Consider the following 14,110-nt stretch of genomic DNA (forward strand, 5'->3'; position numbering starts at 1 on the left):
GATTGCAGTCTTTCTTTTTTATTAATGGTTTCTTTATTTGTGCCCTTATATTATAATGGGAGATGAGAAGGGGGAGACGGTGATGAAGATGTTAGCAATCAATCCTATTTCGTTTAAAAAAAGAATGACAGAATTTCTGTTTGATTATCTTTTCATTCTAGCTTATTTAGTACTTCTATTTTTAGGTTCGATGCTTATTTACATTATTTTTTTTAATGGCGTCCCAGATTTTACAGAAATTCAGTCGCAGTGGCTTGTATTTTTCACCTCTGTTTTGCCAATCACGCTCCTGTTCACATTCTTGGATTATAAAAATGATGGCAGTTTTGGGAAGATAAATGCGGGACTTGAATTGGTCTACCAGAAAAAAACAGTGCAGGCTAGCTTGATTAGAAATGTCATCAAATTTTTACCTTGGCAACTCGGTCATATGGGCACGATTCATGGCTTCTATAGTGATTTTGATGGGTTATCCATTATCCTTTCTATTTCAGCGACTTTACTCGCAGTTTCCTTACTGGCAATGACGATATTTCGGAAAGATAAGAGGCATCTAGGAGACTTGCTAGCCCATACGCAAGTGCAACTAAAAGAAGACTAGGGTACAGATTGTTTATCTTATCCTTAAAGAAAAAGACAAACATAGTTAGGAAGTATCTGTATGAATGAGACTGTTGAGTTTACAAATCTTTGTATGGTAAGAGACTGCGATAGAGTTCTTGTTATTGATCGTAAAAAAGAGGACTGGCCAGGTATAACCTTTCCTGGAGGTCATGTCGAAGTGGGAGAATCATTTACGGAAGCAGTAATCCGTGAAGTGAAGGAAGAAACTGGCTTAAAGATCGCTTCTCCCCAGATGTGTGGAATGAAAGATTGGGTGGAAGACGACATTCGTTATGTAGTTCTCTTTTATAAGACAGAAAAGTTTGAAGGAGACTTAATATCCTCTGAAGAGGGGGAAGTCTGGTGGGAGGACCTGAAAGAATTACCAAATCTAGACCTCTCCTTAGATATGGAAGATATGCTTCGTATTTTTCTTGAAGAAGATCTTTCTGAATTTTTCTACTACCAAGATGGAGAAAACTGGAAGTACGATTTAAAATGAAATATTTAAATTGTTTTTTAAAAAAGAACTAATGAATGACAAATAAATGTAAATAATTTTAATATTAAAGAGAAGCTCAATCAAACAATTATTGTCATAATATTATTTTAAAAAATAATAGAATTTTTACTTCGTATTAAATCGTAACATAGTAGAGTGGCAATCGGAAGATTGTTTAATACTTTCGTTTTAAATCATATTTTTTAAATGGAGAAATTTGGGAGGAAAAATTCCTCTATTTTTTTGCTAAAATCTAAAATTTCAAGGGAAATAAAAATAGCATAAATATTTGGTATAATTTAGTTTAAAATATTGACTTTAATTGTTAAAAGTAGTACTATATTTTTGAATTATTTTAAATAATTCAACGTATTTAAGAAACGGTGTTGGTTTTTTAAATATGATTATTAAAAAAGTGTAGGAAGAAGGAAATATTTAATGGTGAAAAAGTTTAAGATTAAGCCGTTTTTAATATTTTTTGTCTCGATTCTGACCATCTTGGGAACATTGTTTTCATCAAATAATGTTGCTTTTGCAGATGGGAAGGAATTGACAGGTGTAGTAACTGACATCAGTGTCCTCAACATGTCGGATTCAAAATTGGAACCGAATAGTGATGGTACTTATCAGATTATTACAAATCGTTCAAATCAGTTCTTCGTTCAATTTGACCTGAAACAATATGATGGCAAATTGGCTAATGGCGATTACTTTGATGTTGATATTCCAACTCCAGTAACCGTCTATAACGGAACAACTGAATTGTTCGATAAGGAAACAAAAGTTAATATCGGTACAGTAGTTGTTACTGCTAATGGTGATAACCAAGGTGGTAAAGCACGTGTTACTTTGAAGAACCTTGATGAGTTCCAAGCTAAAACTGGTGGAGACACCGTCAAGGGTGTGAAAGGAAATTATGCAATTACTTTCCTATTTAAGAGTGACCAAACAGCAACACCACTAACTTTTGAAAACAAGGGTGTTGGTAAAACAATCACACATACCTTTACATCTAAGACAGTTGACAGCAAGCAAGAAGGCTTCGAAAACTTTGCTAAGGTTGGTAACGATGTAGTAAGTAAAGAATGGACTTCAGCAAAGTTAGCAGCAATTGGTTCAGTAGGTAAAGGTGACGTATACTCTCCATGGAGAATTCGTGTCAATACTGGAAGACAAGACTATGGTAAAAACTTAGTTTTGAATGACTTCCTTCCAAATACATCTGAGTTTGCTCCTATCCAGTATATCCCAGAGTCATTGGTAGTTTATTCTTCTGCCACATTGAACGATGGTACTTCTCAAGTTCCGGATGATGCTAAGAAGATGGTAGAAGGTACTGACTATACTGTAGCTTGGAATGAGAACTATACTCAGTTCAAGCTTATCTTTGCAGATGGATCTAAATCGTATTGGGTAGAATACCACACCACAACACCAGGTGACGGTAGAAAAGTTCAAAACGTTATCCAGTTGACTACATCAGATGGAACTGCACTTCCTTTCCGCAGTAATCGTACAAATTTAGAATTCAAAGCTGAACGTGTATCTCTTGTAAAAGGACAAATCGAAGCTTCTACAGCCTTTAAGATTAAGATCAACAAGACAAATGCTTTCACATTGGTTCCAGTTGCAGGCGCTGTTTATACAGTTAAATCAGAAGATGGGACTATCTCTACAGAATTGACTACAAATGAAAAAGGTGTGGCAATCTCTGATGAGTTTGATCAAAAATATGTTGGTAAGACATTCATCATCAAAGAGAAAACAGCTCCTGCTGGATATACTCTTGATGAAAAAGAATATAAGGTAGTTCTTGGAGCCGAAGGTTCTAAGATTAACCTTCAAGACGAACCAATCGCAGCAGATTTCTCAATTACTGCTAAGAAAGTAATTGCTGGAAATCGTCCAGTAGCCTTGAAAGATGGTGAGTTCAAGTTTGATTTGTACAATGCAAATAACTTGACTACTCCAATTGCTTCAACAACAAACAAAGCAGATGGAAGCATCACATTTGAAGGTTTGAAAGCTAAAGGTCCTGGTACCTACAACTATGTCATCAAAGAAAATACTGAAACAAAAGTTCCAGGTATCACATTTGATGAAAACTCATATGAAGTAACAGTTGTTGTTAAAGCTGAAGGTGGAACACTTAAAGCTGAGGTTACAACTCAAGCACCAACTTTAACAAACACATATGAGCCATCACCAGCTCGTGCTACATTCAAAGCAACTAAAGAATTAGTTGGTAAAGAACTTGCTAACGAACAATTTGAGTTTGAATTGAGCGAAGGTGGAAAAGTCATTGCAACATCATCAAACGGTAAGACAGTTAATGGTGTTGAAGCAGCAACAAATGAAGTAGTCTTCTCAGTTCTCTACACTGAAGCTGGAGACCACGAATATACAATTACAGAAAAAGCTGGTACAGCAGAAGGAGTTACATACTCTAAAGAAAGCTATACAGTTCATGTCAAAGTTGTAGATAACGGTGAAGGTAAACTCGTAGCGACTGTTACAGAAGCTGACGAAGCTCGTAAGTTTACAAATACCTATAAAGCTACTCCAACAGAAGCTGTTATTAAAGCTACTAAGGAATTAGTAGGTAAAGAACTCACTAAAGAACAATTCGAATTCGAATTGAGCGAAGGCGGAAACGTAATCGCAACATCATCAAACGGTAAAGAAGTTGAAGGTGTTGAAGTTGCAACAAATGAAGTTGCCTTTAAACTTTCATACACTGAACCAGGTGAGCACGAATATGTCTTGACAGAGAAAGCTGGATCAGTAGCAGGAGTTGAATACTCTAAAGAAAGTCACACAATCCATGTCTCAGTAGTAGATAATGGTGAAGGTAAACTAGTTGCAACTGTAACAGAACCAGACTCAACTCGTAAGTTTACAAATACTTATAAAGTTTCGCCAACTGAAGCTGTCATTAAAGCAACTAAAGAATTAGTAGGTAAAGAACTTACTAAAGAACAATTCGAATTCGAATTGAGCGAAGGTGGAAATGTTATTGCAACATCATCAAACGGTAAAGAAGTTGAAGGTGTTGAAGTAGCGACAAATGAAGTAGCCTTCAAACTTTCATACACTGAACCAGGTGAACACGAATATGTGTTGACAGAGAAAGCTGGATCAGTAGCAGGAGTTGAATACTCTAAAGAAAGTCACACAATCCATGTCTCAGTAGTAGATAATGGTGAAGGTAAACTAGTTGCAACTGTAACAGAACCAGACTCAACTCGTAAGTTTACAAATACTTATAAAGTTTCGCCAACTGAAGCTGTCATTAAAGCAACTAAAGAATTAGTAGGTAAAGAACTTACTAAAGAACAATTCGAATTCGAATTGAGCGAAGGTGGAAATGTTATTGCAACATCATCAAACGGTAAAGAAGTTGAAGGTGTTGAGGTAGCGACAAATGAAGTAGCCTTCAAACTTTCATACACTGAACCAGGTGAGCACGAATACGTGATTACTGAGAAAGCTGGATCTGAAGAAGGTGTTACTTATTCAGAAGAAAGCTACACTGTCCATGTTTCAGTAGTAGATAATGGTGAAGGTAAGCTTGTTGCAACAGTTAAAGAAGCAGATTCTCCACGTAAGTTTACAAATACTTATGTAACTACAACTACAACAACTACTACAACAACCACGACTACAACAACAGAGGAACCTACAACAACAACAACTACAACAACAGAGGAACCTACAACAACCACAACTACAACAACTGAGGAACCTACAACAACCACAACTACAACAACAGAGGAACCTACAACAACAACAACTACAACAACTGAGGAACCTACAACCACAACAACCACAACAACTACAACAACAGAGGAACCTACAACAACAACAACTACAACAACTGAGGAACCTACAACCACAACAACCACAACAACTACAACAACAGAGGAACCTACAACAACCACAACTACAACAACTGAGGAACCTACAACAACTACAACCACCACACCAACTCCGGAAAATCCAGATAACCATGGTGAAGGTGGTGGTGAAACAACCACAACAACTACCACAACAACCGAGGAACCTACAACAACCACAACTACAACAACTGAGGAACCTACAACCACAACAACTACTACAGTAAGTGAAGATACAACCACAACAACTACTACAGTAAGTGAGGATACAACTACAACCACTACTACAGTAAGTGAAGATACAACTGTAACAACTCCGGAAAAACCAGATAACCATGGTTCAGGTAATGGTGATGGTGGAACCACAACAACTCCAGAGAAAACAACTCCAGCACCAGGAAACCCTGGCGGAAATGGAGATGGTAACGGTGGCGGACGCAAAGTCCTTCTCCCAAGTACAGGTGAAGTCGTAGCAAGCGGATTGATCCTTTCAGGAGCAATTGTTCTTTCAGGAGCAGTGTTGTTGAAACGTAAAATTTCAAATAACTAATATATAACTAACTGTAGTGTATTAGCACATTTGATTTAACAATAAAGTCTCAAGAATATAATTCTTGAGGCTTTTTTATGCGAATAATACTGTTGTGCTATTAATTTTTCCTTTCAGCTAAGGAAAGGTTAAAATTGTACTTTTGATTTCTTAGGTGTATAATGTACTATTAGATACAAATAGATAATGAGGGTTTTGAATGGAATTAAAAGATTTTACAGAAAAAGAACAGGAACAAATCAACCAAGGTTTGAGCACTGCCGAGATTTCTGATAAGGAAGCGGCGAAGAAGTTGCTTGCTCTTGTACCGCAAGAATGGATCAAGCGCATTCCATTCTTTGTCAGAGGGCATGCGACAACAAAGACGATCGAACGTGTGGCCATGCGCTATCCTAATCTCTATGCCGTTGCCAAACGCCAAGGAGACCTTCCTGAAAAAGAACGGGAAGAATTGCGTGTCATTATGACGGAAGTCTTTGAAGAAAAGATGAACAAACATAAGATTAAATAAGATTCATTATTCATTGAAGAGCTGGATAGTCTGCCAGCTCTTTTTTGCTACTTATAAAGTTTCCTTAATTCGTAAAAAATAGTTGGAGCTAAGTCAGTTTTAAACTATAATATAGGATAAGGAGATTCGATAGGAAAAAGAAATGAATCATGGTACAAAACATGACTCAATGTTATAAAACATCTTAGTATATAGAAAAGGAACCATTTTATGAAACCATTTAAAAAATTCATGCTCCTTACCAGCTGTGCCTTGGGGATCTTTGCATTAGCGGCTTGTGGTAGCAACCAAAAGCAATCCAAGGAAAAACAGGCAAGTTCCACAGTGCAGCAGTCCCATTCAGACAAGGAGCACTACAAGGGAACTTACAGCAACCTCAATAGTAAGGAAAGTGTCGAAGAAGTGCGGGCTCTCTTATCTGCTTATTTGGATCAGGACAGTGTAGATAAATTTTTGGGTCTAGTAACCGACTACGATAGCATTGTTGGCTCGGTCGGCTTGATAGGTGACTTCAGCACCTTCAAAAAGACGGAATACGATGTGGAGAAGATCAGTGACTTGTGGACCAAGCAGAAGGGCGATTTCGTCGGGACCAACTGCCGGATCAATAGTTATACTTTGCTGAAGAACCGCATCGAGATTCCTAAGCAGCAGGCGGATAGTGAACTCTTGTTTGTGGACAATGATGCTATTGACAAAGGAAAAGTCTTTGATGAGGCAGACAAGGAAGCCTTTAACATTCTCTACTCACGAGTTTCAACAGAAGCTACAACGGATGTCAAGGTCCATGCTAAGAAGATGGAAGAGTATTTTTCTAATTTCAAATTCAATGAAAACGCGCGTATGCTTTCTGTCATCGTTCATGACAATTTAGACGGTAATACCCTTTTTGTTGGTCACGTGGGCGTTTTGGTACCTGCCAAGGAAGGCTATCTCTTTGTCGAAAAACTTACTTTTGAAGAACCATATCAAGCCATCAAGTTTGCGACTAAAGAAGATGTCTACAAATACTTGGAGACCAAATACCAAGATTACACCGGTGAAGGTCTAGCTAAGCCCTTTATCATGGACAATGAAAAATGGGTTGAAACCAAATAGAATTTCCAGCTAGTTAAGTTTGATGGAATTCCAGCTAAGGAAAGGAGCTAAAGATGAGTAAAAAATGGAGCTACTTTGCTCTAGCCCTTATTCTTATTGGTTTTCTATTAGTAGAATCAAGTATGTATGTCCTACCCTACATTGAAGGATTAAAAGATTTAGAACAAGTTGCTTTCGGATTTGGAATTTTTCTCTTAGTGGCTGTCATCATCTTATTAACCAAGACTAAAAAGCATACTGATTAAGGCCGAGTCAACAATTGTACTGTGTATTTAGAATTTATGGAGGGAGAAATGGAATGGCAAGTTTAGGATCAGGACCAGTATTATTAAGTGTTGGTTTTATTGGCTTCTTCAGCATTACGTTATTCGTTCGTCGCTGGTTGGCTAGCCGACGTAGTGGTGGTCCCTTCTTTGCACCCTTCCATATTAACAGTGGCATCTTCTACATTCATGTGCCTTTGTGTTTCAGTCGGCGAATGATCCCACTGAAAGAGATTAAGCAAATTACCTACTTGCTACTCCGTGGTCGCGCTGGTGGTGGGAGTCGCTATGCTTTCTATACCGAACTCAGAAATGGTAAGACCATTCCCCTCTTTTTCGGGAAAAGCAAGCGCAATGAAGTGTTAGTTGCGAAACTCAAGCGAAATGCTGGTAGGTATGGGTTTAAAGTACATGATTCACGTTAGAATACAATCATCTGTAGAAATAGAATTTACGAATTGTTTCCTTTAAAAATGAAAGCGAGTAGTCCTATGATCGATTCGATGAAAGAATATATCCGGCTTAAAAAGCAGTTCCAAGCGCAAGAGAAGGATTCATCCAGCGTGCTAGCTCTCTATGAATTTGCAGATCGTCTAGCTTTACTGGAAACTCCAGAAGCTAAGCAGGTCTTGGTGGATGTTTACCAAGAGTTGGGCTTGTATGCCAGTGCCTTTGCCCTCTTCACAGAGCTAGTAGACAAGTCTGATCGCAAGCAAGTTAAGAAACTTTTTATCTTAGAAAAGATGAGTCATAGTCATGGAGATCGCTTTGCTCTCCCGCGTCCCTTTACTGAAAAAGAAAAAGAGGCTCATAAAGAGAAAATCAATGAATTGCCAACCTTCCGCTATCATCCGGACCCACTAGCAACGGGTGCCTTTAAGGAAGGAGAGCCTAAGACCTGTCCTTCGTGTGGGGAAGCCCACACCATTTATTATGCGTTGAGACCCTATTGTGAAGAAGAGCTAAGTCATCTCTGTCCGACTTGTATTGCTACAGGTCGTGCTGCCCAAAAGTTTGAAGCAGAGTTTATCCAAGATGCTGATTGGCAAGGGGTCATGGATAAGGAAAAAGACCAGATCCTCTTCTTTCAAACTCCTGGCTATAGAAGCTGGCAGGGCGAATATTGGCTCTCTTGTTGCCAAGACTACTGTGCCTATATGGGGACAGTTGGCACTCGTGAACTCGAAGAAATGGGAATTGCAGAGCAAGTCTTAGCAGAATACGAGGCACGTAATGAATTTCAGGATGTGGCTGAATACTTAGTCAAGGATGGTCCTATGTGTGGCTATCTCTTTCGATGTCTCCATTGTGAACAATACCATCTTTGGGTTGATGCGGATTAGGGGGGATCTATCTGATTTATCATCCTGTTACGGAGGAAAAATGAGCAAATTATTTTCAAAATCCTAGTAGCCACTTGGCTAGTGACTATGCGAAAATCATAGAAATAGAGTTGCACCTCTCATCTAATTTCGGTGGGAGGTTTTATAATTTAGAGATTTGTGATATTTAGATAGAGCTGGTAAGCATTATATTTCGACTTTCATAAGTTTTGTGTTATGCTAAAACTAATATCATGGAAGGGTTTTCTGAAAATGCATTTAGCTGATTTAATGGAAAAAAGTGAGGGTGGGCAGTTTTTAATCCTGTCTCATCTGCAAAAGCATTCTCCAAGCAGTCTGTCAGAAGTGATGGCTGAGACGGAATTTTCCAAAGCAACCTTGAACAAATATCTTGCACTGATCAATGACAAGGCCCAAGAAAATCAGCTGGCCCTTTCCATTGAGGTAGTAGATGAAAATCTTCGCCTTCTTGTGGATTCGGATACCAAGGGGCGGGACATTCGGCGGGCTTTTTTGGACAATGCCATCAAGTACCAACTATTGATCTATTTGCTGTATCATGGCCAGTTTCAAGCTCAGCAACTAGCTCAGGAACTCTTGATTAGTGAAGCGACATTAGGGCGTCATATTTCGGGCTTAAACAAATTATTAGCTGAGTTTCAATTTTCCATCCACAATGGGCGCTTGAAAGGGCCTGAACATAAGATTCGCTATTTTTATTTTGGCTTGCTACGAAAGATCTGGGCTAGTGCAGACTGGAAACAAGAACTGGACAAGAAAGAAAGACAAACCGAAATTGCAACCTTAGAAGAGCTCTGTGGAGCAAAATTGTCTCAAGGACAACGCTTGGATTTTGTTCTCTGGTCCCATATTACCCAGCAACGACTCAAGGTTAATGCCTGTCAATTCCGAGAAATTGAACAGAAGATGAAGGGCTATACGGACAATATATTTTATCAACGTTTGTTTCATAGGGTAGACCAGCTCTTTTCAGGGAAACACATTGCTCTTAGCTATGAGGATGGAGAGATGTTGATCCTCTTTGCTTTTCTAGTCACCCATCGGATCCTCCCCCTTCATACCATGGAGTATATCTTAGGATTTGGAGGGGAGATTGGGGCTTTGACTACGCAGCTCATTCAAGAGATGAAAACGCAGAAGTTATTAGCGGATTATATCGAAGGTCCTGTGACCTATGAGCTTAGCCAAATTTGTGGGCAGGTTTATCTTTTTACAGGCTACCTCCTTCAAGACAAGTATAAATACCAACTTGAAAACCATAATCCGTATATCTTTAGTAGTCATGATTATAGAGAAGTAGCAGATACTATCTTTAGCAAACTTCCGATCCTTTGCCAAGGGACGGCTCTGGATAAAAAAATCAAGTGGGAGTGGCTTCAATTAATGGATTATATCGCAGAAAATAGTGGGAGACAGATTAAGATCGGCCTAGACTTAACCGTAGGCTATCTAGGCTACACACGAATGACGGAAGTCCTCAAGCGCTATCTGGAATATAATCGTTTTATTACCATTGAAGCCTTTGATCCAGCTACGGATTACGATTTGATTGTGACCAACAACCCGATTAGTTTTACAGAGCGGATCCCTGTCTATTACTTGAAATATGATTTGGATCTGATCGATCTAGCTAATATTCGTCAGATGATTTATGGGGATGCCAATTCTTAGTAGATTACAAAGAAGACTCGGGTCTTCTTTTTTTGCTCGAAAATGCTTAGATTTGTCTGAAAATTTAATAGAACAGAAGTGTGGAAATCTCTTCTGTCTCAAGCGATTCAAGAGACGCCCCTCATATTTTTTAAAAATTAAAAAAAAATTGATGAACATGAAAGCGGTTTATTTTGTATACTAGACAATGTAAGGAGTACGTCTCCTAAAGAATATTTCTTTTTCCAGGAGGACATTTCATGTCACAAGAAAAATACATTATGGCCATTGACCAAGGAACAACTAGTTCTAGAGCCATCATTTTTAATAAAAAAGGAGAAAAAGTAAGCTCTAGCCAAAAAGAGTTTACTCAAATTTTCCCTCAAGCTGGTTGGGTTGAACACAATCCAAATGAAATCTGGAACTCTGTTCAGTCTGTTATCGCTGGTGCTTTTATCGAAAGTGGCATCAAACCAGGACAAATCGAAGCTATCGGAATTACCAATCAACGGGAAACAACTGTTGTTTGGGATAAGAATACTGGCCTTCCAATCTACAATGCCATTGTTTGGCAGTCTCGCCAAACAGCTCCTTTAGCTGAACAACTTAAGAGCCAAGGCTATGTCGAAAAATTTCACCAAAAAACAGGTTTGGTCATTGATGCCTACTTCTCAGCAACTAAGATTCGCTGGATCTTGGATCATGTAGAAGGAGCACAAGAACGGGCTGAAAAAGGAGAATTGCTCTTTGGAACCATCGATACTTGGTTGGTTTGGAAGTTGACAGACGGAGCTTCTCACGTAACAGACTATTCAAATGCTGCTCGTACCATGCTCTACAATATCAAAGACCTAAAATGGGATGATGAGATTTTGGAAATCCTCAATATTCCTAAGGCTATGCTTCCAGAAGTTCGTTCTAACTCTGAAATCTATGGAAAAACAGCTCCTTTCCATTTCTACGGTGGAGAAGTGCCTATCTCTGGTATGGCGGGTGACCAACAAGCGGCTCTTTTTGGACAGTTGGCCTTTGAACCTGGTATGGTTAAAAATACTTACGGTACTGGATCTTTCATCATCATGAATACCGGTGAAGAGATGCAGTTATCTGAAAATAACTTGTTGACTACCATTGGATATGGAATCAATGGTAAAGTCTACTACGCTTTGGAAGGATCTATCTTTATCGCTGGAAGTGCCATTCAATGGCTTCGTGATGGTCTACGCATGGTGGAAAGCTCACCTGAATCTGAACAATATGCACGTGATTCTCACAACAACGATGAAGTTTATGTGGTACCGGCCTTCACAGGTCTAGGGGCACCATACTGGAATCAAAATGCTCGTGGTTCTGTCTTTGGCTTGACTCGTGGAACAACCAAAGAAGACTTTATTAAGGCGACTCTTCAATCCATTGCTTACCAAGTACGTGATATCATTGATACTATGCAGGTTGATGCTAAGACGGCTATTCAAGTCCTGAAGGTGGACGGTGGAGCAGCTATGAATAACTTCTTGATGCAGTTCCAAGCGGATATTCTTGGTATTGATATCGCTCGTGCTAAAAACTTGGAAACAACAGCTTTGGGGGCAGCCTTCCTTGCTGGCCTGTCAGTCGGCTACTGGAAAGACCTAGATGAATTGAAAGAACTCAATGCAACTGGTGAACTCTTCGAGCCTTCTATGAACGAATCTCGTAAAGAACAACTCTACAAGGGATGGAAGAAAGCTGTTAAAGCTACCCAACTCTTTGCAGAAATTGAAGACTAGTCAAGACTTCAGTAGGATAGAAAGTGAAGAATTATGGAATTTTCAAAGAAAACTCGTGAATTATCGATTAAGAAAATGCAAGAACGCACCCTGGATCTTTTGATTATCGGGGGAGGGATCACAGGTGCTGGGGTAGCCTTGCAGGCAGCAGCAAGTGGTCTTGAAACAGGTTTGATTGAAATGCAGGACTTTGCGGAAGGGACATCAAGCCGTTCAACAAAATTGGTCCACGGTGGACTTCGTTACCTCAAACAATTTGACGTAGAAGTGGTATCAGATACGGTATCAGAACGTGCAGTAGTGCAACAAATTGCTCCTCATATTCCAAAACCAGACCCAATGCTCTTACCAGTCTATGATGAAGATGGGGCAACTTTTAGCCTCTTCCGTCTTAAGGTAGCCATGGACCTCTATGACCTCTTGGCAGGTGTCAGCAATACTCCAGCTGCCAACAAGGTCTTGACCAAAGAAGAAGTGTTGGCTCGTGAGCCTGAGTTGAAACAAGAAGGTCTAGTCGGAGGTGGGGTCTACCTAGACTTCCGTAACAACGATGCTCGTTTGGTGATTGAAAATATCAAACGTGCCAACCAAGATGGGGCCCTCATTGCTAACCACGTAAAAGCTGAAGGATTCCTCTTTGATGAATCTGGCAAGATCACAGGTGTAGTGGCGCGTGATCTCTTGACTGATGAAGTCTTTGAAATCAAGGCTCGTTTGGTGATTAATACAACTGGTCCTTGGAGCGATAAAGTGCGTAACCTCTCAAACGATGGAGAGCAGCATTCACAAATGCGTCCAACCAAGGGTGTTCACTTGGTCGTAGATTCAAGCAAGATCAAAGTTTCTCAACCAGTCTACTTTGATACTGGTCTTGGAGATGGTCGGATGGTCTTCGTCTTGCCACGTGAAAACAAAACTTACTTCGGAACGACTGACACGGACTACACTGGCGACTTAGAGCATCCAACAGTAACTCAAGAAGATGTCGACTACTTGTTAGGAATCGTGAATAACCGCTTCCCAGAAGCTCACATCACCATCGATGATATCGAAAGTAGCTGGGCTGGTCTTCGTCCGTTGATCTCAGGAAACAGTGCTTCTGACTACAATGGTGGAAACAACGGCACTATCAGTGATGAAAGCTTTAATGCTTTGATTGCAACAGTTGAAGGCTATCTTTCTAAAGAAAAATCGCGTGAAGATGTTGAATCAGCAATCAGCCACTTGGAAGGCAGCACTTCTGAAAAACATTTGGATCCATCTGCTGTTTCTCGTGGATCAAGCTTAGACCGCGATGACAATGGTCTTTTGACCCTGGCTGGTGGGAAGATTACAGACTACCGCAAGATGGCTGAAGGAGCGATGGAGCGTGTCTTGACCATTCTCAAGGAAGAATTTGACCGTCAGTTCAAATTGATCAACTCTAAGACCTATCCAGTATCAGGTGGAGAAATTAACCCAACGAACGTGGATTCTGAAATCGAAGCCTTTGCTCAACTTGGCGTATCTCGTGGCTTGGATAGCAAGGAAGCTCACTACCTAGCTAACCTATACGGTTCTAATGCACCTAAGGTCTTCGCCCTTGCTCATAGCGTGGAACAAGCACCTGGATTGAGCCTAGCAGATACCTTATCACTTCACTATGCAATGCGCAATGAATTGGCACTTAGCCCAGTTGACTTCCTTCTTCGTCGGACGAACCACATGCTCTTCATGCGAGATAGCTTAGATGCAATTGTCGAACCTGTTTTGGATGAAATGGGACGCTTCTATGAATGGTCAGAAGAAGAAAAAGCTGGCTACCGTCAAGACTTGCAAGTCGCTTTGGAAAACAATGACTTGGCAGCATTAAAAAATTAAGAAAAACAAAAAGGGGTTGGAAAGAAGAATATCTGACCGGCCCC

General features: G+C 39.8%; 11 protein-coding genes. All 11 read left to right on the forward strand.

Annotation, left to right across the window (positions count from 1 at the left end; all coding sequences use genetic code 11):
* Positions 1-82 precede the first annotated feature (82 nt).
* Positions 83-601, forward strand: coding sequence for an RDD family protein (locus tag AC3E6G_RS03235; RefSeq protein ID WP_236127923.1), 519 nt, complete (start codon positions 83-85; stop codon positions 599-601).
* 60 nt (positions 602-661) lie between these two features.
* Entirely contained in the window at positions 662-1,105 is a 444-nt protein-coding gene (locus tag AC3E6G_RS03240; RefSeq protein WP_236127924.1) for an 8-oxo-dGTP diphosphatase, read from the forward strand.
* A 438-nt stretch (positions 1,106-1,543) separates the two neighbouring features.
* The gene (locus tag AC3E6G_RS03245; RefSeq protein ID WP_490700449.1) at positions 1,544-5,551 is read left to right on the forward strand and encodes a Spy0128 family protein; all 4,008 of its coding nucleotides are present in this window, start codon (positions 1,544-1,546) and stop codon (positions 5,549-5,551) included.
* Positions 5,552-5,750: 199 nt separating this feature from the next.
* Positions 5,751-6,062: a hypothetical protein gene (locus AC3E6G_RS03250; RefSeq protein WP_048788808.1), complete on the forward strand. Its 312-nt coding sequence runs from the start codon at positions 5,751-5,753 to the stop codon at positions 6,060-6,062.
* A gap of 210 nt (positions 6,063-6,272) precedes the next feature.
* Positions 6,273-7,160: a DUF4300 family protein gene (locus AC3E6G_RS03255; RefSeq protein ID WP_048788807.1), complete on the forward strand. Its 888-nt coding sequence runs from the start codon at positions 6,273-6,275 to the stop codon at positions 7,158-7,160.
* Positions 7,161-7,213: 53 nt separating this feature from the next.
* Positions 7,214-7,405: a hypothetical protein gene (locus AC3E6G_RS03260; RefSeq protein ID WP_048788806.1), complete on the forward strand. Its 192-nt coding sequence runs from the start codon at positions 7,214-7,216 to the stop codon at positions 7,403-7,405.
* Between the two features lie 53 nt (positions 7,406-7,458).
* Complete coding sequence (locus AC3E6G_RS03265) at positions 7,459-7,848, forward strand: hypothetical protein (protein ID WP_048788805.1); 390 nt, start codon at positions 7,459-7,461, stop codon at positions 7,846-7,848.
* Between the two features lie 66 nt (positions 7,849-7,914).
* The gene (locus AC3E6G_RS03270; protein ID WP_490700450.1) at positions 7,915-8,766 is read left to right on the forward strand and encodes a CbrC family protein; all 852 of its coding nucleotides are present in this window, start codon (positions 7,915-7,917) and stop codon (positions 8,764-8,766) included.
* A gap of 252 nt (positions 8,767-9,018) precedes the next feature.
* Complete coding sequence (locus AC3E6G_RS03275; protein ID WP_048788804.1) at positions 9,019-10,458, forward strand: AcpB/EbpR/MafR family transcriptional regulator; 1,440 nt, start codon at positions 9,019-9,021, stop codon at positions 10,456-10,458.
* Positions 10,459-10,697: 239 nt separating this feature from the next.
* Complete coding sequence (glpK, locus tag AC3E6G_RS03280) at positions 10,698-12,206, forward strand: glycerol kinase GlpK (protein WP_455165960.1); 1,509 nt, start codon at positions 10,698-10,700, stop codon at positions 12,204-12,206.
* A gap of 33 nt (positions 12,207-12,239) precedes the next feature.
* The gene (glpO, locus tag AC3E6G_RS03285) at positions 12,240-14,066 is read left to right on the forward strand and encodes a type 1 glycerol-3-phosphate oxidase (protein WP_117744339.1); all 1,827 of its coding nucleotides are present in this window, start codon (positions 12,240-12,242) and stop codon (positions 14,064-14,066) included.
* The last annotated feature ends 44 nt before the right edge of the window (positions 14,067-14,110 follow it).

This window comes from Streptococcus sp. SCPM-O-B-23252 (M501), assembly GCF_058200355.1.